Source organism: Rhodococcus cerastii, assembly GCF_033042195.1.
Classification (GTDB): Bacteria; Actinomycetota; Actinomycetes; order Mycobacteriales; family Mycobacteriaceae; genus Rhodococcoides.
Map to the genome: position 1 here is coordinate 1 of NZ_JAWLKF010000008.1, position 20,759 is coordinate 20,759.

The 20,759-nt window shown below is 65.6% G+C and carries 23 protein-coding genes; 13 read left to right on the forward strand and 10 right to left on the reverse strand.

The window, feature by feature from the left end:
• The first annotated feature begins 496 nt into the window (after positions 1-496).
• The 4 genes from R3P93_RS15090 to R3P93_RS15105 are packed head-to-tail and all read left to right on the forward strand — an operon-like array spanning position 497 to position 4,578.
• Positions 497-1,459, forward strand: coding sequence for an ABC transporter ATP-binding protein (locus R3P93_RS15090; RefSeq protein ID WP_094640986.1), 963 nt, complete (start codon positions 497-499; stop codon positions 1,457-1,459).
• Positions 1,459-2,229, forward strand: a complete 771-nt coding sequence (locus tag R3P93_RS15095; protein WP_317533372.1) for an ABC transporter permease — start codon at positions 1,459-1,461, stop codon at positions 2,227-2,229. Before R3P93_RS15090 ends, R3P93_RS15095 begins: the two co-directional genes overlap by 1 nt.
• Positions 2,230-2,261: 32 nt before the next feature.
• Positions 2,262-3,719 (forward strand): M20/M25/M40 family metallo-hydrolase, encoded by a 1,458-nt coding sequence (locus R3P93_RS15100; protein WP_317533373.1) that lies wholly within the window; start codon positions 2,262-2,264, stop codon positions 3,717-3,719.
• A gap of 37 nt (positions 3,720-3,756) precedes the next feature.
• Positions 3,757-4,578, forward strand: coding sequence for an adenylate/guanylate cyclase domain-containing protein (locus tag R3P93_RS15105; protein WP_149406561.1), 822 nt, complete (start codon positions 3,757-3,759; stop codon positions 4,576-4,578).
• Here the strand turns inward: R3P93_RS15105 and thiD are convergent.
• A complete protein-coding gene (gene thiD / locus R3P93_RS15110) occupies positions 4,540-5,394 on the reverse strand; it encodes a bifunctional hydroxymethylpyrimidine kinase/phosphomethylpyrimidine kinase (protein ID WP_149406562.1) in 855 nt (284 codons plus the stop codon). The genes R3P93_RS15105 and thiD overlap by 39 nt on opposite strands.
• A gap of 291 nt (positions 5,395-5,685) precedes the next feature.
• On the opposite strand from thiD, the gene R3P93_RS15115 reads away from it, so the two are divergent.
• The 3 genes from R3P93_RS15115 to R3P93_RS15125 all read left to right on the forward strand — a co-directional run bounded on the left by R3P93_RS15115 (position 5,686) and on the right by R3P93_RS15125 (position 7,195).
• The gene (locus tag R3P93_RS15115; RefSeq protein ID WP_068048077.1) at positions 5,686-6,012 is read left to right on the forward strand and encodes a GNAT family N-acetyltransferase; all 327 of its coding nucleotides are present in this window, start codon (positions 5,686-5,688) and stop codon (positions 6,010-6,012) included.
• Positions 6,013-6,158: 146 nt separating this feature from the next.
• The gene (locus R3P93_RS15120) at positions 6,159-6,512 is read left to right on the forward strand and encodes a GNAT family N-acetyltransferase (protein WP_149406563.1); all 354 of its coding nucleotides are present in this window, start codon (positions 6,159-6,161) and stop codon (positions 6,510-6,512) included.
• Between the two features lie 86 nt (positions 6,513-6,598).
• Positions 6,599-7,195, forward strand: a complete 597-nt coding sequence (locus tag R3P93_RS15125; protein WP_149406564.1) for a hypothetical protein — start codon at positions 6,599-6,601, stop codon at positions 7,193-7,195.
• On the opposite strand, the gene R3P93_RS15130 is transcribed toward R3P93_RS15125, so the two are convergent.
• The 3 genes from R3P93_RS15130 to R3P93_RS15140 are packed head-to-tail and all read right to left on the reverse strand — an operon-like array spanning position 7,165 to position 9,547.
• Positions 7,165-7,965, reverse strand: a complete 801-nt coding sequence (locus R3P93_RS15130) for an exodeoxyribonuclease III (protein ID WP_149406565.1) — start codon at positions 7,963-7,965, stop codon at positions 7,165-7,167. The two genes, R3P93_RS15125 and R3P93_RS15130, sit on opposite strands and share 31 nt — an antisense overlap.
• A gap of 11 nt (positions 7,966-7,976) precedes the next feature.
• Positions 7,977-8,948, reverse strand: coding sequence for an N-acetylglutamate synthase, CG3035 family (locus R3P93_RS15135; protein ID WP_449619215.1), 972 nt, complete (start codon positions 8,946-8,948; stop codon positions 7,977-7,979).
• Positions 8,945-9,547 (reverse strand): peptide deformylase, encoded by a 603-nt coding sequence (locus R3P93_RS15140; RefSeq protein WP_223145651.1) that lies wholly within the window; start codon positions 9,545-9,547, stop codon positions 8,945-8,947. The genes R3P93_RS15135 and R3P93_RS15140 overlap by 4 nt, the downstream gene beginning before the upstream one ends.
• Before the next feature lie 365 nt (positions 9,548-9,912).
• On the opposite strand from R3P93_RS15140, the gene R3P93_RS15145 reads away from it, so the two are divergent.
• The 4 genes from R3P93_RS15145 to R3P93_RS15160 all read left to right on the forward strand — a co-directional run bounded on the left by R3P93_RS15145 (position 9,913) and on the right by R3P93_RS15160 (position 12,799).
• Positions 9,913-10,251 carry a DUF3263 domain-containing protein gene (locus tag R3P93_RS15145; protein ID WP_149406568.1) on the forward strand — a complete coding sequence of 113 codons (339 nt, stop codon included), beginning with the start codon at positions 9,913-9,915 and terminating at the stop codon, positions 10,249-10,251.
• A 58-nt stretch (positions 10,252-10,309) separates the two neighbouring features.
• Positions 10,310-10,843: a LytR C-terminal domain-containing protein gene (locus R3P93_RS15150; RefSeq protein ID WP_188078696.1), complete on the forward strand. Its 534-nt coding sequence runs from the start codon at positions 10,310-10,312 to the stop codon at positions 10,841-10,843.
• Positions 10,844-10,956: 113 nt separating this feature from the next.
• Positions 10,957-11,667, forward strand: coding sequence for a superoxide dismutase[Cu-Zn] (gene sodC, locus R3P93_RS15155; RefSeq protein WP_149406569.1), 711 nt, complete (start codon positions 10,957-10,959; stop codon positions 11,665-11,667).
• Positions 11,630-12,799: a glutamate--cysteine ligase gene (locus R3P93_RS15160; RefSeq protein WP_128646446.1), complete on the forward strand. Its 1,170-nt coding sequence runs from the start codon at positions 11,630-11,632 to the stop codon at positions 12,797-12,799. Before sodC ends, R3P93_RS15160 begins: the two co-directional genes overlap by 38 nt.
• Positions 12,800-12,815: 16 nt before the next feature.
• Here R3P93_RS15160 and mnhG read toward each other — a convergent pair whose 3' ends face one another.
• Genes mnhG through R3P93_RS15190 form a run of 6 tightly spaced genes read right to left on the reverse strand, consistent with a single transcriptional unit; the run spans position 12,816 to position 19,199 of the window.
• A complete protein-coding gene (gene mnhG, locus R3P93_RS15165) occupies positions 12,816-13,154 on the reverse strand; it encodes a monovalent cation/H(+) antiporter subunit G (protein ID WP_128646447.1) in 339 nt (112 codons plus the stop codon).
• Positions 13,155-13,176: 22 nt separating this feature from the next.
• Positions 13,177-13,434: a monovalent cation/H+ antiporter complex subunit F gene (locus tag R3P93_RS15170; RefSeq protein WP_128646448.1), complete on the reverse strand. Its 258-nt coding sequence runs from the start codon at positions 13,432-13,434 to the stop codon at positions 13,177-13,179.
• The gene (locus tag R3P93_RS15175) at positions 13,431-14,072 is read right to left on the reverse strand and encodes a Na+/H+ antiporter subunit E (protein WP_262498439.1); all 642 of its coding nucleotides are present in this window, start codon (positions 14,070-14,072) and stop codon (positions 13,431-13,433) included. Before R3P93_RS15175 ends, R3P93_RS15170 begins: the two co-directional genes overlap by 4 nt.
• Positions 14,073-14,074: 2 nt before the next feature.
• Positions 14,075-15,718 (reverse strand): Na+/H+ antiporter subunit D, encoded by a 1,644-nt coding sequence (locus tag R3P93_RS15180; RefSeq protein WP_149406570.1) that lies wholly within the window; start codon positions 15,716-15,718, stop codon positions 14,075-14,077.
• The gene (locus R3P93_RS15185) at positions 15,715-16,338 is read right to left on the reverse strand and encodes a Na(+)/H(+) antiporter subunit C (protein ID WP_149406571.1); all 624 of its coding nucleotides are present in this window, start codon (positions 16,336-16,338) and stop codon (positions 15,715-15,717) included. Before R3P93_RS15185 ends, R3P93_RS15180 begins: the two co-directional genes overlap by 4 nt.
• Entirely contained in the window at positions 16,335-19,199 is a 2,865-nt protein-coding gene (locus R3P93_RS15190) for a Na+/H+ antiporter subunit A (protein ID WP_149406572.1), read from the reverse strand. Before R3P93_RS15190 ends, R3P93_RS15185 begins: the two co-directional genes overlap by 4 nt.
• Before the next feature lie 300 nt (positions 19,200-19,499).
• Between R3P93_RS15190 and R3P93_RS15195 the strand changes: the two genes are divergently transcribed.
• Both R3P93_RS15195 and R3P93_RS15200 read left to right on the forward strand, forming a co-directional pair.
• Positions 19,500-19,910 (forward strand): NUDIX hydrolase, encoded by a 411-nt coding sequence (locus tag R3P93_RS15195; RefSeq protein WP_394855310.1) that lies wholly within the window; start codon positions 19,500-19,502, stop codon positions 19,908-19,910.
• A 61-nt stretch (positions 19,911-19,971) separates the two neighbouring features.
• Positions 19,972-20,724 (forward strand): isocitrate lyase/PEP mutase family protein, encoded by a 753-nt coding sequence (locus R3P93_RS15200; protein WP_149406573.1) that lies wholly within the window; start codon positions 19,972-19,974, stop codon positions 20,722-20,724.
• Positions 20,725-20,759: the final 35 nt, after the last annotated feature.

The window sequence follows — 20,759 nt, forward strand, 5'->3', positions numbered from 1 at the left end:
CCGCCCCTGCACACCACAACCGCCCGCAACAGTCGGAATCAACAACAACCGACTCCAGACAGCTTGACATTGAGCGTGGCCCAGGTGGCCGCGTGCCGCGATGCCGCCGACGCTCATATGGCCGTGTGTCGCCGACGCCGCCGACACTCATATGGCTGCGTGCCGCCGACGCCGCTGCCTCCTCACCTCCGGCAAACGCGCGCGCGTTCGTGAAACGCGTGCGGAATAGTGGCGGATACTGGGGCGATTCCGCGCGCATCTGGCAAACGCGCGCGCTTTTGCGGCCTGGCCCAGGTGGCCGCGTGCCGCGATGCCGCCGACGCTCATATGGCTGCGTGCCGCCGACGCCGCCGACGCTCATATGACCGCGTGCCGCCGAAGTGACCGCGTGCCGCCGAAGTGACCGACTGTCTCAGGGTTGGGTCATCCGAAAGGATGATGCAACTGACGACTGTGGGTCGATGTGCGGACGCTGTCGATGGGGGAAGGTTGACCCATGATCGAAGTGACAGGACTGACCAAGCAGTACGGCGCGGTGACGGCGGTCGACAACCTCACCTTCACCATCAAGCCCGGCATCGTGACCGGATTCCTCGGCCCCAACGGCGCAGGCAAATCGACCACGATGCGGATGATTCTCGGTCTCGACCGCCCCACCTCGGGAACGGCGACCATCGAGGGCAAGAGCTACAGCCACCTGAAGCAGCCACTGCGTACCGTCGGCGCTCTGCTCGACGCCAAGTGGGTGCACCCCAATCGCTCGGCGCGTGCGCATCTCGAGTGGATGGCGGCCTCCAACGGCATTCCGAAGTCGCGCGTCGACGAGGTACTGCGCCTGGTGGGCCTGTCCGAGGTCGCGAAGAAGAATGCGGGCGGCTTCTCGCTCGGTATGTCGCAGCGGCTCGGACTCGCGGGCGCATTGCTCGGTGACCCCAAGGTGCTGCTGTTCGACGAGCCGGTCAACGGACTCGATCCCGAGGGCATCGTCTGGATCCGAAAGTTCATGCAGCGCTTGGCAGCCGAGGGCCGCACCGTTCTGGTCTCGAGCCACCTGCTCTCGGAGATGGCGCAGACCGCAGAGCACCTCATCGTCATCGGACGCGGCAAGTTGATCTCCGATTCCACGGTGCAGGAATTCATCGACCATGCTTCCGAAGCATCGGTACGCGTGCGCAGCCCGCAGCTCGACGGACTCCGCCAGGCCCTGACCACCGCCGGTCTCACCGTGCGCGAGCCGGACAAGACAGACGAACTTCAGCCCTCGTTGGTGGTGCTGAACTCCACGACCGACGCGATCGGCGACATCGCCGGTCGAGCTGGAATCACATTGCACGAGTTGGCCTCTCAGCGCGGCTCGCTCGAGGAAGCATTCATGAAACTCACCGGAGACACAGTGCAATATCACGGCGCGGGAGCCGAAAACCCCAACAATCAGCAAGCAATGGGCGGTGCACTCTGATGGGCGTCTTGGCAGCAGAAAGAATCAAGTTCACCTCGACCAAGTCGCCGTGGTGGTGCAGCGCGATCATCGTGGTGCTCGGTCTCGGGTTCGCGGCAATACTGGGGTGGGCTGCACAGTTGGCCACCGACACCGATGCGCCCGAGGGCATTCCGCCCACGACGGCAGCCGACGTCGTAGGACTCGGCGTCGGAACGTTCGGTTCGATGGTGCTGATGATCCTGGCCGCGTTGACCGTGACCAGCGAGTACCGTTTCGGACTCATCCGCACCACGTTCCAGGCCGTGACCAACCGAGGATCGGTGCTGGCGGCCAAGGCCCTGCTGGTCGGTGTCTACGGTGCGATCCTGTCGTTCGTGCTCGCCGTCATCGGGCTCTACCTCGCCAAGGCGCTCGCCGGTGAGCAGGCAGGTGCGCTGCTGGGCTTCGACATCGATGGAACCTGGCGCATCCTGTACGGCACCGCCATCCTGGCGTTCGTCCAGGTGGTTCTGGCCATCGGCGTCGGCGCTCTCATGCGGCAGTCCGCCGGAGCAATTGCCATCCTGCTGCTGTGGCCACTGCTCATCGAGAACCTCGTCGGGGTGATTCCGACGGTCGGCGACAAGATCCAGCCGTTCCTGCCGTTCCTCAATGCCAACCACTTCCTCGGCTCCAGCGGCGGAATCGACTTTCACTGGGGCCCGATCGGCAGCCTGATCTACTTCGTCGTCTTCACCGCGGTGGTTTTCGGCGCAGCAGTGTTGGTCGTCAATCGTCGGGACGCCTGACGCGCGAGGCCTCTCTGGGTATGGTGTCCGCTATGCGGATTTCCTTGCTTGCAGGTAGCGCCGTCACTGTCTTGATTCTGGCCGGTTGCTCGTCCACCTCGGACGAGCAACCGGCCAGAGTTTTCGCGACACCCGACGGGCAGGGCCTGTCTGCCGCGGTCACCGAGGACGCCTTGGTGGGCCACCTTGAAGAGCTCGAGAGCATTGCCGCCGAACACGACGGCAACCGCGCCGCCGGCACCGCCGGATACGACGCGAGCGTCGATTACGTTGTCTCACAACTCGAATCGGCCGGGTTCGAGGTCACCACCCCGGAATTCGAGTTCGAGACCTTCGAGGCGCAGACCCAAACTCTGTCTCTGGCGGGCACCGAGATCCCGGTGTTCGCGCTCAGTTACTCACCCACCACCACCGCCGAGGGGATCACCGCACGCGTCGTCGGTGCTCCCGCCGATGCAGACGGCTGTGAGGCAACCGATTACGCCGGCCTCGACCTGGCCGGAGCCGTTGCGGTGGTTCCGCGCGGCGTGTGCCCGTTCGGGGTGAAGCAAACCGTCGCAGCAGAACTGGGTGCGGCCGCGGCGATCATCGTCAACAACGAACCGGGTCCGCTCGATTCGGGGACGCTCGGTGATGCCGAGACCGCACAGATTCCGACCGGCGGCGTGAGTCAGGAGGACGGTGCGGCCGTTCTCGCCGCACCCGAGGTGACGCTGACCCTGGTGACCGAAACCGACACGACCATGAGCCGCAACATCATTGCGCAGACCACCACCGGGTCGACCGAGAACGTGGTGGTCACCGGCGCGCACCTCGACAGCGTCCCCGAGGGCCCCGGCATCAACGACAACGGCACCGGCACAGCGGCAGTGCTGGAAACCGCACTGCAGATGGGTAGTGCACCCGAGGTCACCAATGCGGTGCGCTTCGCGTTCTGGGGTGCCGAGGAGAACGGTCTCGTCGGTTCCACGAAGTACGTCGAGGGCCTGTCCGACGAGGACAAGCGAAACATCGCGCTGTACTTGAACTTCGACATGATCGGCTCCAACAACGCCGGCTACCTCGCCTACGACGGAGACGATTCCGACCAGGTGGGTGAGCCCGCCGGACCGGCCGGATCCGACGCCATCGAGCGGACCTTCGTCGAGCGACTGGCCGACGAGGGCACCGCCGTCGACGGAACCGATTTCGACGGCCGATCGGATTACGGCCCGTTCATCGAGGTCGGAATCCCGGCCGGTGGCGTCTTCAGTGGCGCGGACGAGAACAAGACTGCCGAGCAGGCCGAGAAGTGGGGCGGCACCGCGGATCAGACGTTCGACGAGAACTACCACACAGACCAGGACACCTTGGCGAACGTCGACCGCGCCGCACTGGCGAAGAACGGCGCGGCGGTTGCCTACGGAATCGGCGTCTACGCGCAGTCGGTGGAGGGCCCCAACGGGGTACCGGTCGGAGCCGAGCGCGAGGCCGCACGTGCCGAAGGATGAGGGTAAGTATGTGTAACCGTGGGTTACGCTCGATGTTGTGAACGCAGTCGTCGATTCGGTGGTGAAGTGGGTCCGCACCACCAACCGAGCGCCCACGGTGGTCGGGGCGGTTCGGCGTGTGCGTCGCGCCTTACCCGGTGACCCCACGTTCGGTGATCCCCTGTCGATCGACGGTCCCGGACGAGCACTGGCCGTGGCCCGCGTCGCAGACAGATTCCTGGCTGCGAACGGACTCGACGACGAACCGGGCGCATCCCGCGAAGTGGGACTCGGGGCTCTGCAGCTGTGGCAGGCGATTCTCGAACGCGCAGGGCGAGGTCGCGGCGAACGCGACGTCACCATCGTCTTCACGGACCTCGTCGGATTCTCGTCGTGGTCGCTCCGCGCGGGGGACACCGCCACACTGACGCTGCTCCGCAGGGTCTCCAAAGCCGTCGAACCCGAGGTCACGGTCCGCGGCGGGCACGTCGTCAAGAGACTGGGCGACGGCATCATGGCAGTCTTCGCCGATTCGGGCAAGGCCGTCGAAGCCGTGTTCGCGGCACGAGAAGCACTGACCGGCGTGAACGTCGACGGCTACACCCCGACGATGCGGGTCGGTATTCACACCGGCAGTCCGCGTCAGGTCGGTTCGGACTGGCTGGGCGTCGACGTCACCGTCGCCGCCCGCGTGATGCAGACCGGCGGGAACGGCAACATCATGATCTCCGCCGCCGCACTGGACGCAGTGTCACCGGAGGTGCTCGACGCGTTGCGCGTGGTCTCCAAGCCCTATCGCCGCAGCTTCTTCGCCCCGAAGATCAAGGGCGCACCCGACGACCTACGCATCCTCCGACTCGTGCAGTCGCCACAGCGGTGACACCGGGCCGTGGCCCGCGCCCAGGTCGTAGGACGCGGCAAGGCATCGGGTGACCCATTCCTTGCCGAACGCCACCGCGTCGGGCATGGAGTATCCGTGTGCCAGCGCCGATGCGATCGATGCGGCCAGGGTGTCGCCGCCGCCGTGATCGTTGCCGGTAGCGATGCGCTCGCTGGTGAACTCGAGGAATGTGTCGCCGTCGAACAGCAGGTCGGTGCTGTGTGTGGATGTTCTCAGGTGACCGCCCTTGACCAGGGCCCACTGCGCGCCCAACCCGTGCAGGGCCTCGGCGGCGCGGCGCGCGGTGGAGTCGTCGACCACGTCGATGCCGGTGATGAGCCGAATCTCGTCGAGGTTGGGGGTCACCAGCGAGGCGATGGGAAACAGGGTGTGGCGGATGGCGTCGAGGGCTTCGGCGTGCAGTAGTGGATCGCCGTGCATCGACGCGCACACCGGATCGACCACCAGAGGGACCGGCTGATCCCGCCCGATGCCCACCTCGGTGCAGACGGCCGTGACCGCCTCGATGATCGCGGTGGAGGCCAGCATTCCGGTCTTCGCTGCGCCGACACCGATATCGGACACCACCGAGCGAACCTGCGCTGCGACGACGTCCGGCGGGATCTCGTGGAAGCCCGTCACGCCGACGGTGTTCTGGACCGTGACCGCGGCGACGGCAACGCACGCGTGGACACCGAGCAGCGCCATCGTCCGACTGTCCGCCTGGATTCCGGCACCGCCGCCGGAGTCGGTTCCGGCGATGGTCAGCGCGCGGACAGGAGTCTCGCCGTTGGGCGTGAGCGGTAGGAACTTCACGAGAGAAGACAGTACCGGCGGGCAGGGGGACGGTGGTCTCGGCAGGTTGATCGGATTGTCGAAGACGTGGAGAAAACATGGGCCGGTCTTGAATGTTGTTGTATCACAACGGCGAACAGGGACGCTTATGATCCGTACCAGCATTCGTGTCGTGTTCGACGGACAAACCTACGCATCCGAAGGTTTGTTGGTAGAAAAGGTGACAGAGCCACCGCGCGCATGTTTAATAGTGGTGCACGTCACATCGATTTCATTCGTTCATCACTCCACACACAGCGAAGGAGGCGTCCCATGCTTGCAAGCTCTCCTAGCGCTGATGTCTCGATCAACAAGGATCAGAACCGTTTCGAACTCCGATTGAACGGCGATCTCGTCGGGATCGTCGGGTTCTACGAGGTGGAGGGAAACGGCACGCGCGCAACGCGCACTCATGTCGTGTCCTTCATGCACACGGTCGTCACCGAGGACTTCGGCCACCAAGGGCTGGCCGGCATTCTGGTGCGTCGCGCACTCGACAGCGCCCGCTCCTACGGCTGGAAGGTCAAGCCGGTCTGCACCTACGTGCAGCGCTTCGCCGCGGCCAATCCGGAGTACAACGACATGCTCGTCGCGCTCTGACATCCCCGACGACATCGCTCGGTCACGAGTAGGGCTGGTTACATCAAGGCTGGTCACATTAAGGCTGGTCACATTAAGGGCACGACTCGGCGACGATCGATGCACTCGTCTCGCGTCACATGGGCAACACTGGTCTCATAAGTGACATGAGTCACATTCTCCCCAGGCGGAACCGTGAGGCGGCGCCGCTCGATCGCCCCGTCGTTCGTATCGAGGACGACGTCGATCACAACAGGTTCGACCTCTTCGTCGACGACGAACTCGTCGGCATTCTCGGTTACCGCTTCGGTGAGGGTGACGACGGCGGCGTGGGCCCCGTTGTCGCGCTCATGCATACCGTCGTCAAGGAGGAGTACGGCGACCGCGGGTGGGCCGGCGTACTGGTGCGGGCGTCGCTGAACACTGCGCGCGATCGACAGTGGCGCATCGTTCCGATCTGCACCTACGTCCGGCGATATGTGGCGCAACACGAGGAATTTCTGGACCTGATCGTCGAATAGAGAGCGGTGCTCTTGCACTGTCGACCCATCGAGTGAATACTGCTTCCTGTAGAGAGCGTCGCTCTCGAAAGGTGTGGTGTCTCCCGATGCGTACAGCCCTGTATCTGTTCGTCGGCGTCATGTTCGCCGCGTATCCCGCACTGCGCCCTTACTCGGACGAGGTGGGCAGCGCGGGGGTCGACGCCTTCGCATCCTCGAACTGGGTGCTCGCCCATACCTTCGCCATGCTCGGATTCATCGCGCTCGGGCTCCTCGTCCTCTACGCGGGTCGACGGTCCGATGTTGCCGTCATGACCACCTGGATCGGCGTCGGGTTGGTACTGCCGTACTACGGAGCGGAAACCTTCGCGCTGCATGCGCTCGGTGTCGACGCCGCGCAGACCTCGAACCCGGGCCTGATCGAGCTGGCCGACCCCATTCGATACTCGCTCGTGCAGTCCGTCATGTTCGGGCTCGGACTCGTGCTGATCGCCGTCGGGCTGGTGGTGTTCGCGCTACGCAACCGCTATGCCATGGTGTTGGCTGCTGGGTTCGTGCTGTTCCTGCCGCAGTTCTACACGCCACCGGCCGTGCGGATAGTGCACGGACTGTTGATTGCGGTCGGGGCGATTCTCGCCGCCAGGTCGGTGGCGGGCAGGTCGGTGGACTCTGCTCAGCCGATCTCCACGATCACCGGAGCGTGATCGCTCGCGCCCTTGCCCTTGCGTTCTTCACGGTCGATCGACGCTCCGGTCACCCGAGCCGCCAGGGCAGGAGAGGTGAGTGCCATGTCGATGCGCAGACCCTGCTTCTTCGGGAACCGCAACTGCGTGTAGTCCCAGTAGGTGTACGTCCTGGGCTCGGGGGTGAACTGCCGCGTCACCTCGGTGAAGCCGGCATCGCCGAACGCGGTGAAGGCGTCTCGCTCGGCCTGTGAGGTGTGGGTCTTGCCCTCGAACAGCGCCGGATCCCAGACGTCGTCGTCGGTGGGCGCGATGTTCCAGTCGCCCACGAGCGCGATCTGCGCCTGCGGATCGGCGGTGACCCACGCCTGCGCATCGGCCTTCAACGCGGCGAGCCACTCGAGCTTGTAGGTGTAGTGCGGATCGGCGAGCTCGCGACCGTTCGGCACGTACAGGCTCCAGACGCGGACCCCGTCGCACGTGGCCCCGATGGCGCGGGCCTCCTGAGCGGGATCGATCTCGGGATCCTTGCTGAACCCGGGCTGATCTTCGAAGCCGACCTGCACGTCGTCCAGGCCGACGCGCGACGCGATCGCGACGCCGTTCCACTGACTCAGCCCGACGTGGGCGACCTCGTACCCGATATCGGTGAACCGCTCGTACGGAAACTGTGCGTCCTTGCACTTGGTTTCCTGCATCGCCAGGACATCGACATCGGATCGCTGCAGCCAATCGACGATTCGATCCTGACGAGAGCGGACGGAGTTCACATTCCAAGTAGCCAAGCGCACGGGAAGGAACCCTATCGAATGCCCCCGACAGGGTTCGGACCGATCGCGTTCTCGGGTCGGGCATAGCGATAGTGATGATGGTCGACGAAACCCAGATCCCGATACAGGGCAACGGCTTCGGTGTTGTCGACGGCCACCTGCAGATAGGCGTGCGTCGCGCCGTGCCCGCGTCCCCAGCGCACCAGTTCTCCGCACATCAGGGTGCCGAGGCCGTTGCGGCGATGCTCGGGAGAGACCCAGAGCGAGGTCAATCCCACCCAGCATCGACCGTCGGGGGCGGTGGTGACGGCTGCGCGACCGACGGCGGCTGCCGACGACGAGCGTGCGCCGATCATGCCGAAACCGAGGGTGCCGCCCCGGATTGCGGATGCCACCTCCGCTGCGCCCTCGGGTGCCTCGCGGCCCTGGTAGCGCAGGGAAGTCAGCCACTCCTCGGTCGGCTGCGCGGTCACATTGATGGCCGATTCGCCTTCTCGCAGAACAAGATTCGAGATATCTGCAGCCATGACGGCGGTTTCGTTGTATGTCCGCCACCCCGCCGGGGCGCTGCCCAGACGGTCGGGGAGAGAGAGCGTCGGGGGCAGTCCACGAGCGGCGTATCGGTCGATGATCTGCGTGAGAGTCTCGGCCGTCATCGACGCTCCGGGCTCGAGCGGTATCGCCGAGTTGGCGCGTCCGGTGAATCCGTGACCGAACCGCAGTTGCCAACCGTCCAGCCATTGCCGCTCGACGCCCGGCCAACCATCGGCAGCGGCAGCCTCGAGGGAGCGAATCTCCGAGGTGCGGATCGGTTTGGGGCCCAGGGGTTTCAGCGCCACGACTCGTTCGGCTGCGACCTGCACCAGTGCGCCGTCCCTACCGCGCACCGAGACTGCATCGGCGTCGGCCGACACCAGTTCGCCGATCACGTCCGTCATCGGGTGGGTGTGGCCGGGTGGCAACCGGTAGCGCAGCATCACCCGCGTACCCACCGGGACGGTCAGTCGTCGTCCTCGTCGTCGTGGCCGAACGGGTCGTCCACCGTGCCGGGCGTCCAGCTGAGCCCGGGCACGCCCCATCCGGCGCGCTTGATGGCCTTCTTCGCGGCCCGTGCATGTCGGCCGATGAGCACGTCGGTGTAGAGGAATCCGTCGAGATGACCCACCTCGTGCTGGAGCATCCGAGCGAAGAAGCCGCGGCCCTCGATGTCCACGGGATCGCCGTTGGCGTCCGTACCGGTCACGCGGGCCCACTCGGCGCGGCCGGTGGGGTGCTGCTCGCCAGGGACGGACAGGCAGCCCTCGTCGTCGTCGTCCGGATCGGGCATCGTCTCCGGAATCTCGGACGTCTCGAGCACCGGGTTGACGACCTCGCCGCGGCGGCGGACGATCTTGCCGTCCTCGCTTTGATCGGGGCAGTCGTAGATGAACAGACGCTTGCCGAGGCCGACCTGATTCGCGGCGAGACCGACGCCGTTCGCGGCGGCCAATGTCTCGTACATGTCGGCGATCAGCTCGGCCAGCTCGGCGGGTGACTCGGTGACGGGAGCGGTTGCGGTGTGCAGCACCGGATCGCCGACGATCCGGATGGGAAGAATTGCCATGGTCGACAAGGATAGTAGGGCGAGGGTGGAGCCTGCGGAACGACCCGAGGGGGTCGAGAGTGGAGCCTGCGGAACGACCCGAGGGGGTCGAGAGTGGAGCCTGCGGAACGACCCGAGGGGGCTGGCAGTGAAGCTTGCGGAACGGTCCGAACACGTGGTGCATGCGGGTCATCGGGTGGAACACGCCACGCGCCGGTAGCTCGCGGGAGCCGTGCTCGAGCCGTCGAGCATGGTTGAATGATGCTCGAAGTACAACTGTGTAATTCGGTCGGTGCTCCTGTGGGTGCCGGCAGTGCTGGGGGAAGCAGATTTCTCCGGGTAGGTGATCGTGCAGACCCTGGAGAGTCGAGATGTCGAGGAGTGGGATGGACAGCGCAGCAGCGCGTGACTCGAACCAGTCTCAGCAACCGGGAAGTTCGGACGGCTCTCAGGATCCGAACGAGGTCGGTGCGGACGGACTGAGTCGACGAGAGCACGACATCCTGTCCTTCGAGCGACAGTGGTGGAAGTACGCCGGGGCGAAGGAAGAGGCCATCAAGGAACTCTTCTCCATGTCGGCAACCCGCTACTACCAGATCTTGAACGCGTTGGTCGATCGTCCCGAGGCGCTCGCCGCGGATCCAATGCTGGTCAAGCGTTTGCGCCGGTTGCGTGCGAGTCGGCAGAAGGCTCGCGCTGCCCGCCGGTTGGGTTTCGACGTCTGAGTAGGTTCCATCGTTCCGTGTTCCGAGTGGCCGTCGACGGTCGGCTAGGGTCGAGTACGTGAGCAGCCCCAACCCGGAACAAACCGGGCCACCACTCCGTGCCCTGGCCATGGTGTTGATCTCGCTCGCGATTCTGTTCGCAGCGATCGGCGCACTGTCGCTGACCGGGTCCGATTCCGACGACGCGGCCGCCGAGACCACCGCCGAGACGACGAGTGCGCCGCCCTCCGTGGCACCGACCGCCCAGGCCCCGGCAGCGCAGGCCCCCGCAGCCGACGCGTCGACCGGCACCGCGGCACCCACCACTACCTCGGGTGCCCCCGCCGACGTCGAGGTGCGAGTACTCAACAACTCCAACGTCTCCGGCCTGGCGGCCGGCACCGCAGACACGTTGACCGCCGAGGGGTGGAACGTCGCCGAGACGGGCAACTTCAGCGCAGACCAGTTCGCGCAGACCGCGGTGTACTACGGCACGTCGGCAGGCGAGGAACAGGCCGCGCAGACGATCGCCACGCAGCTCGGCGTCCCGGCCGAACCCAAGCCGACCTCACTCGAATCCACGGCAGGCGTTGTCGTCATCGTGACCCAGTAGCCCTGCGGCGACCAATTCCACAGCGTCGACCTCCGTGCCCGATTCGGCACGATCGGTCGGCACGTTATCATTTTCGAGCCCGGCGAAACTGCCTGAAAGAGGAGCGATTTCCGATGGACATGTTCAAGCGACGCACTGCTGCGACCCGATCGTTGCGTTACGTGGCCCCGGTCCTCGCGATCGCAGCGCTCGGGCTCTCTGCCTGCAGCAACGGCGAGGTTCCCTCCGACGTCCAGGGCACCGTCCCGCCGGTCTGGACCGGCGAGGCCGACCCGGAGGCAGAAGCCGTAGCAGGTGACAGCCCGGCCGAGTCGGGCTCCGGCGACACCATCGAGGGCACCCTGCGCAACGCCGACGGTGCCGAGGTGGGCACGGTGTCGTTCGCGTCCGAGGGCGACAAGGTCGTCGTCACCGCCGAGGTCGAGGACATGGCCCCCGGCTTCCACGGCTTCCACATTCACACCGTCGCCGCCTGCGAGCCGAACTCCGTGGCACCGACCGGCGGGGAGCCGGGCGCGTTCCTGTCCGCGGGCGGTCACCTGCAGGTCGACGGTCGCACCGAGTACCCGGCCAGCGGTGATCTGACGTCCATTCAGGTCGGCGAGGACGGCACCGGCATGCTCACCACCACCACCGACGCGCTTACGCTCGACGATCTGCGTGCGAATGGTGCCGGAACAGCGGTGATCGTGCACGAAGGTGCCGACAACTTCGCCAACATCCCGCCGCGATACACCCTGCCCGACGGTGCTGCTGTGCCGGACATGACGACGCTGATGACCGGCGATGCCGGCTCGCGGGCGGCATGCGCGGTGCTGCAGTAGTTTGAGCGCTCCGCGGATCGACTTCGCGAGTTCACCGCGCCCGACACTGGGCGTCGAGTGGGAGATCGCACTGGTCGACAAGAACACGCGAGACCTGGTCAATTCCGCCGAGGCGGTCATGGACGGAGTCCACGATCTGGCCGGGGACACCCCGCGGGTGACGAAGGAACTGCTGCGCAACACCGTCGAGCTCGTCACCGGAGTGTGCGAGAACGTCGGGGAGGCGATGGCGGACCTCGGTGAGTCCCTGTCGTTGGTCGAGCGCGCCGCGGATCCACTGGGAATCGATCTGTTCTCGGCGGGCACCCACCCGTTCGCCGAGTGGTCCACTCAGCAGCTCACCAGCTCGCCGAGCTACGACGAGTTGATCGCTCGGACGCAGTGGTGGGGCCGGCAGATGCTGATCTGGGGCGTGCACGTGCACGTGGGAGTGTCGTCCCCCGACAAGGTCTTTCCCATTCTCAATTCACTGCTGCTGCAGTACCCGCACCTGCTGGCACTGTCGGCGTCCTCGCCGATCTGGGCGGGCAACGACACCGGCTACGCCAGTAATCGTGCGCTGATGTTCCAGCAGCTGCCGACGGCCGGTCTGCCGTTCCAGTTCGAGGACTGGTCGCAGTTCGAGGGGTTCGTCCGCGATCAGCTCAAGACCGGCGTCATCGAGCAGCTCGGCGGCATGCACTGGGATATCCGGCCCGCTCCCAAGTGGGGCACGATCGAGGTCCGAGTGTGCGACGGGGCGTCGACCAAGCGGGAACTCGCGGCGCTCGTCGCGTTGACGCACTGCCTCATCGTCCATCTCGACGAGCGGCTGGAGGCGGGGGAGACATTGCCGTCGATTCCTCCGTGGCACGTGCAGGAGAACAAGTGGCGGGCCGCCCGATACGGTCTCGATGCCGAGATCATTCTGGACTCGGACAGCAACGAGCGGCTGGTCACCGACGATCTGAACGACCTACTCGAGAAATTGACGCCGACGGCCGTCCGACTGAATTGCGTCGACGAGCTGGCGGCGGTGGCCGATATCCCTCGGCTGGGGGCGTCGTATCAGCGTCAGCGTGCGGTGGCCGCGAAATCCAACGGTGACCTGCGCGCAGTCGTCGAATCGTTGGTCACCGACCTCCGATCCTGACCCGATACGCTCCGCGCTACTGGTCGGATTCGTTCGGTTCCATCTCGTTGACGATCAACAGTCCGTCGCGGCCGCGCTGCTCTCGGTATGCGACGCGACCGACGGTGTGCGCGATCACCGGTGCGGTCACCAGGGTGAAAATACCGACCAGCACGAGCATCCAGATGTCGACATTGCCGCGCAGGCTGATGATGGCCCCGATCAGCACCATGATCAGCCCGACCACCTGCGGCTTGGTGGCCGCGTGCATCCGCGAGAGAGTATCGGGGAAGCGCACGATGCCCACGGCGGCCGTGAAGGCGAACATCGCTCCCAACAGGATGAAGACGGAGGCTATCCACTGGGCTGCGGTCATCGTTCGGCCCTCACTGTGTCGATCATTCGTCCCTCACTCGGAATCGTGCGATGCTGACCGACCCGACGAAGCTGACCAGTGACAGCGCGACGATCGCCGGCACCAGGGTGGTGTCGCGGCTGTAGACGGCCCAGACGCCGAGACCGCACATCGAGACGGCGAGGATCGTGTCCATGGCGACGAGTCGATCGAGCGTGCTCGGTCCGTCGAGCAGTCGGTAGGCGGTGAGGATCGCGGCACCGATCAGGAGGGCACCGGCTATGGCCAGAACGATGGTCACGACCACTTCCCCTTCCTCTTGTCGTCGGTCTTCTTGTCGTCTCGAGGGGCGTCGCGATCCGCCGATTCCGGATCGTCGCCGAGTACACCGTGGTACTGCTCGTACTCCTGGTAGTGCAGTGGACTCGGCTTCCAGTCGGAGTCTCGCTCGAACGCCGCGATGAACAGTTTCTCGAGGTTCCGCACGTAGGCGTAGAAACCGTCGACGGCCTTCTGGGTGCCCATGTCCAACACGTGCACGTAGAGCAGGCGTCTGGTTCGGTCGATCTCGAGCACCATGGTGCCGGGCACGAGGTTCATCGCGTCGACGAACAGCGTGAGCACCAGATCGGACTTGATCGCGATGCGGCAGCGCAGCACGCCGGTGACCGGCGGAGCCTTGGGCCGGACCGCCAGCCAGGCCACGCTGAGGCTCGATTCCATCGCGTAGTAGAGGAACACGACGGCCAGCTTGACGAGCGAGAACACGTGGATGCGGCCCTCGACCGGTACGCGAGGCAACGGCAGCAGCACCATGATGAGCAGGCCCACTGCGATGCCGCCGAGGATGTTCGCCGCAGAGACGTTGCCCCACAACAGAACCCAGATGGCAGTCAACCACGCGAGAGTCCACAGGCGGAGCAGGAGGGAACGGTTCATCTTCATCGAGTGCCTTCCTGGTTCTCGCGTGCCTGTTCGGCGGCCTGATCACCGACGAATTCCGCACCGCGCACCGCATCGATGTACATCGAGCGATCGCGAAGGTCTGCCGCAGCGCGGTCGCTGATGTCGATGATGGGGCCGGCGAAGACCGTCATGGCCAGGCCGACGGCAACCAGCCCGATGGTGGGGATCAACATGAAGGCAGGCATCCGGCCGACGTCCTCACGATCGCCGAACGCGATGTCCGAGGAATCGTCGAGCAGTGCCGACGGGCTGTTGTCCGCAAGATCGCCCTCGGGAGCGTCGGCGCGGGCCCGCCAGAACGCCTTGGTCCACACACGCGCCACCACGTACAGCGTCAGCAGGCTGGTGACGGTTCCGCCCGCGACGAGCAACCAGGCCAACACACTGCCCTGCTCGCTACCGGCCTGCAGTAGCGCCACCTTGCCGATGAAGCCCGAGAACGGCGGGATACCACCGAGATTGAGGGCGGGCACCAGGAACACGATCGCCAGCACCGGGCTGGCCGCGGCCAGCCCACCGAGGCGCCGGAGCGACGACGAACCGGCCTGTCGTTCGATGAGACCGACGACGAGGAACAGTGTCGTCTGCACCAGAATGTGGTGGGCGACGTAGTAGATCGAGCCCGACAATCCCGATTGTGTCGACAGCGCGACACCGAAGATCATGTAGCCGATGTGGCTGACGAGCGTGAACGACAGCAGTCGCTTGATGTCGCTCTGTGCGATGGAGCCGAGGATGCCGACGAGCATCGTCAGCAGGCCGCAGACCATGAGCACGTTGTCGAGCGAGCCGTCGGGGAACAGCAGGGTGTGGGCGCGGATGATCGCGTACACACCGACTTTCGTCAGCAGGCCGGCGAACACGGCGGTGACCGGTGCCGGGGCGGTGGGGTAGGAGTCGGGCAGCCACGTCGAGAGTGGGAACACCGCGGCCTTGATGCCGAACGCGACCAGGAGGACCGCGAAGATCGCCGTTCTGGTTCCGGGGTTGATGTCGTCCATCCGAACCGCGATGTGAGCCAGGTTCAGTGTCCCGGTCGCGCCGTACACCAGCGCGATGCCGACCAGGAAGATCAGCGAGGAGACCATCGACACCATCACGTACGACACGCCTGCGCGTACCCGGTCCGCGCTCGCACCGAGCGTCAGCAGGACGAACGAGGCAGCGAGCAACACCTCGAAGCCGACGAACAGGTTGAACAGGTCGCCTGCGAGGAACGCGTTGCACACGCCTGCGGTCAACGCGAGATAGGTCGGCAGGAAGATCGAGACGGGCTGGTTCTCGCTGCCGTCGCGGATGCCCTGGCCGATGGAGTACACCATGACCGCGAGCAACACGATGGACGAGACCACGAGCATCATCGCCGACAGACGGTCCACCACGAGGGAAATGCCGAGCGGAGAGTCCCAACCACCGACCTGGAGTGCGCTGACGCCGTCGCGATCGGCGAGGTAGAGCATCATCGACGAGATCGCGACCACAGCGGTCAGCGCGACGAGGGTGATGAACCGCTGAGCGCGGGGTCGTCGCCCCAGCACCAGGGTCAACGCGGCCGCGAGCATCGGAATCAGCACCGGCAGCGGAGTCAGTACATCGATCACTGCGGGGGAGATGGTCATGCGTTGTCTCCCTTCTCGTCCGGTCGGCTGTCGTCCTTCTCGGCGGTGTCGAGTCCGTCCAGCCCGCGCAGCTGCGGGTTGTCGTCGTCGTTGTCGAAGTCGCCGTCGTGCAGGTCCTCGTAGCACTCGAGGTCTTCGAGGTTTCTGATCTCCTCGAGCGGAATGGGGTTGCCCTTCGAGTCGAATGCGTCGCCGCCGAAGCTCGGCTCGCCCGTCACCGGATCGTCCGAGCGGTCACGGTCGGGGGCCTCGGCCATCGAGCGACGCCGGGAGACCTTGGTGTCCTCGGGGTCGTTCTCGACGTCGTCCTTGGTGTTGAGAGTGAACGACCGGTACGCCAGGGCCAGCACGAATGCCGCGATTCCCATCGTGATGACGATTGCCGTGAGGATCACCGCCTGGGCCAGCGGGTCGGCCATCTGCTGGTTGACCGCGTTGTCGCGCCCCACGATGGGTGGGGCACCTGCAGGGCCGCCGACGGTGAGCAACAGCAGGTTGACGCCGTTGCCGAACAGCAGCAGCCCCAGCAGCATCTTGGTGATGCTGCGCTCGAGCAGCAGGTACACCCCCGCTGCGACGAGTACGCCGGTGATGATCAGCATTCCGAGATCTGCGGTCATGGGGCGCTCACCCGGCCTTGGCTCTGCATTTCCACCTGCGCGTCGAGACGGGCACCGAGGCTACGGAGCACGTCGAGTACCAAACCGACCACGATGAGATACACACCGAGGTCGAAGAACAGTGCGGTGACCAACTTGATGTCGCCGAGGATCGGCAACGTCATCTCCAACGTGGCCGAGGACAACGCCGGGGCTCCGAGGAACATCGATGCCACCGCGGTACCGGCCGCGAAGATCAACCCGAGACCGAGGATCTTTCCGGCGTCGATCGGCACTGTCTCGCCGAGCTCGTAGCGGCCACCCGCCAGGTAGCGCAGCACCAGCGCCAGTCCGGCGGTGAGGCCACCGGCGAAACCGCCGCCGGGGGCATTGTGGCCGGAGAAGAAGAAGTAGATCGAGAGCACCATGATCGTCGGGAAGATCAATCGCGTCGTGACCTCGAGGATCAACGAGCGATGCCGAGGATCGATCAGATCGCCGCCGAGCAGCCACGTCGTCTCTGCCGCGAAGTTCGCATCCGAGTTCGACGAGGAGGCGTTCGATGCGGGGGCGTCGGACACCCGCGGAGCGCTGCCGAACCGGCGGTTGCGGAAGACCAGGCTGGCCACGCCCGTCGCCGCGACGAGCAGGACGCAGATCTCGCCGAGGGTGTCCCAGGCTCGGATGTCCACGAGGATCACGTTGATGACGTTCTTGCCGTCGCCGAGTTCGTATGCGGCGTCGGGCAGCAGCAAGGACACCGGGGCGGTGTTTCGGGCGTTCATCGCGAACGCGCCCAGCACACTGACGGTCGCTCCGACGGCGACGGCCAGCACGGCACGGGGTCCGCGCGAGCCCGCCGAGCCGCGGTCGTCGACCTCGGCCGGGAGCTTGCGCAGCACCAGCACGAACACCACGAGGGTGAGGGTTTCGACGAGGAACTGGGTCAGCGCGAGGTCCGGCGCGCCGTGGATGGCGAAGATGACGCCACAGCCGTAGCCGGTGAGTCCGACGAGGATGACGCTGGCCAGGCGGTTGCGCATCACCGTGGCTCCGAGACCGCCCGCGATCATGATCACGCCGATGACCAGCTGCAGCGGGGTGTTCCACAATGTGTAGTCGATGCCGGAATCCTGGCCGACGAGCAACACGATCATCGGCAGCAGCACCAGTGTCAACAGGATGGTGCCCTGAGTGAGGGGGAGCGAACCGCGCTGCGTCGTGCCGGTCAGGCGGATGGACAGTGTGTCCATGGACTTGAGCACGTTGTCGTAGATGCGGTCTGCGTTGCCGAGCGGGGGATGCTCGAACTTGAGCCGGTTGACCACGCGGTGGGCGATGAACAGCCCGACACCGCCGGTGACGACGACGACGGTCAGCGCCAGTGGAAGGTTGAAACCGTGCCACAGGGCCAGGTGGTAGGGCTCCTGGCCGTAGGACGGGAGGGTGCGGGCGTAGGGACTGACGATGCCGTCGACGACCGAGGATCCGAACCCGGCGATCACACCCAGAACGGCGAGGAATGCAGGCGCGGCCAGGAACAACGCGGACGGGGCATGCATCGCCCTGACCGATGGACTCGGACGCTTGAGCTGCTTGCGCGCGAACGCGCCCCACACGAATCGGATGCTGTAGGTGACCGTGAGGATCGAGCCGATCACCAGCCCCGCGACGACGACCGCCGCGACCGTGGGATCGAGCGTCGGAGTGCTGATCACGGCCGACAACGCCGTCTCCTTGCCGACGAACCCGAGCATCGGCGGTAGTCCGGCCATACTGGCCGCGGCCAGCGCCGCGATCGCGGCCAGCCACGGAGCCTTCTTGCCCAGGTGGGCGAGCTTGCGGATGTCTCGGGTGCCGGTGGTGTGGTCGACGATGCCGACGACCATGAACAGTGCCGCTTTGAACATCGCATGCGCGATCACCATCGTCAGGCCGGCGAGCATCGCCTTCTCCGAGCCGATGCCGACCAGCACCATGAGGAAGCCGAGCTGGCTGACGGTGCCGAACGCGAGGATGAGTTTGAGGTCGAATGCGCGGAGGGCTCGCCAGCCGGCCAGGATCATCGACAGCAGTCCCAGGCTGATCACGGTGGCACGCCACGGGCCGGAATCGGCGAACCCCGGTGCCAGGCGCGCCACCAGGTAGATGCCGGCCTTCACCATCGCTGCGGCGTGAAGGTAGCCGCTGACCGGCGTCGGGGCAGCCATGGCTCCGGGGAGCCAGAAGTGCAGAGGCACGATCGCCGACTTGCTCAGTGCGCCGATGAGGACCAGCACGATCGCGACGCCGGGCAACCAGCCGCCGGGTGCGTTCGCAACCAGCTCGGAGAGGTTGTAGGTGCCGGACACCTGGCCGAGGATGATGATGCCGACCAGCATCGCCAGACCGCCCGCGGTGGTGACGAGCAGTGCCTGGGTGGCCGCACGCCTGCTGGAGGCACGCTCGGCGTAGTGGCCGACGAGCAGGAACGACAGGACCGTCGTGATCTCCCAGAAGATGTACAGCACGAGCATGTTGTCGCTGGTGATGAGGCCGAACATCGCACCGGAGAACGCGACCATCTCGGCCGCGAACAGCCCCAGTCGAGGCTCGTCGTTCTCGAAGTAGCGCGCGCAGTACAGGAGGATCAGTGCGCCGATGCCGAGGACCAGCAAGGACATGATGGCGGCCAAGGAGTCGAACCGCATGTCGATGTTCATCGACAGGCCGGGGACCCATTCGATCTTCAGTTTCTGGTCGGTTCCCCAGTTGCCGAACACCCAGACCAGGCTGAGCAGGGGGACGAGCGCGAGGGGGAAGAAGGCAGTGCGACCCCACCACCGGACGAACAGCGGCGCGAGCAGCGCGGCGGCGGCGTGCGCAAGAAGAATGGCGAGCAAAGATCACTCCGTCGTCTCGGTCGCCACCGGCGGTGAAGCCGAGGCGGTGGTCGTAGGGCGGCGATGAGTAGGGTGTGCGAAGTCCGTGTGAGAGTCGATTTGAAGCTTTGAGAAATAACGATCCGGTAGCCGAACGGCAGCCGTGAGTTGTTGTTGTCCACTTTACTTTGCGTGGTCGAGCGCGTGCCATGCGGTACAGAACGGTAGGAGTGGAGCCTGCGGAACGACCTGGGTGGGTAGGAGTGGAGCCTGCGGAATGACCTGGGTGGGTAGGAGTGGCTCGAGCCGAGGGGAAGTGCCGTGACCGTGTCGAGGCTCATTCGGACCGCCGGTCTGGCGTACGTCCGAGATCGTCGAATGATCCAGACGCGGTCGGTCGGCAAGTCTGCGTTCTACATGGCGGGCGGCAAGATCGACCCGGGCGAGACACCCGAGCAGGCGCTGCACCGGGAAATCAGGGAAGAGCTCGATGCGGCCGTGGCGAACGTCCGACTCCTCGGAGTGTTCGAGTGCCAGGCCTGGGGCCACCCGCCAGGTACCCCGCTCGAGATCACCTGCTTCATCGCCGATCTGGCGAACGAGCCGACGCCGACCAGCGAAATTGCAGAGATCAGGTACTTCACTCGCGACGAGTACGCCGCCATGCCCGACGTGGCTCCCGGCTCCCTGATGGTGTTCGACCGAATGCAAGCACTCGATTTGATCGACTGAAGCGGGTACGTTGGGGAACGAGAGAACGTACGTTCTCCACAGCCACCGCGAAGGAGCCTCCATGTCGACCCTGTCCCAGAAAGCCACCACCCTGCTCGAGCTGCACCAGCCGGGTAACCCCGTTGTGTTGCCGACCGTGTGGGACGCCTGGTCCGCCAACCTGGCCGTGTCCGCAGGATTCACCGCCCTGACCGTCGGCAGCCACCCCGTCTCGGACTCCATCGGCAAGCCCGACAACGAGGGCATCACCTTCGACGAGCTTCTCGCCCGCATCTCGCAGATCTCCGGAGCTGTCGACGTGCCGCTGTCGGTCGACATCGAAGCCGGCTACGGCGAGGATCCCAAGCGACTGATCGACGGCCTGATCTCCGCCGGAGCCGTCGGCCTCAACATCGAGGACACCGTGCACAGCGAGGGCGGCCGCCTCCGCGAAGCGCAGGAACACGCCGACTTCGTCGGAGCACTGCGTGCAGCATCCGACGCCACCGACGTCCATGTGGTCATCAACGCCCGCACCGACCTGTTCGTCAAGGCGATCGGTGACGAGAGCGACCGCGTCGAGCGCGCCATCGCACGCCTGAAGTTGGCCGCCGAGGCCGGAGCCGACTCGCTCTACCCCGTCGGCTTCCACAACGACGCCGACTACAAGCGCCTCGCCGAGGAACTCCCACTGCCCATCAACGCCATCGCCAACCCGGCCGAGGGCGACCTGTCGCACTTCGCATCCCTCGGCGTCGGACGCATCAGCTTCGGTCCGATCTTCCAGATGGAATTGGCCAAGCGGGCAGAGGAGATCCTCGGCCGCTGGAAGTGAGAGCGGCTTCGCCGCAGGTGAGCGGAAATTCGTAG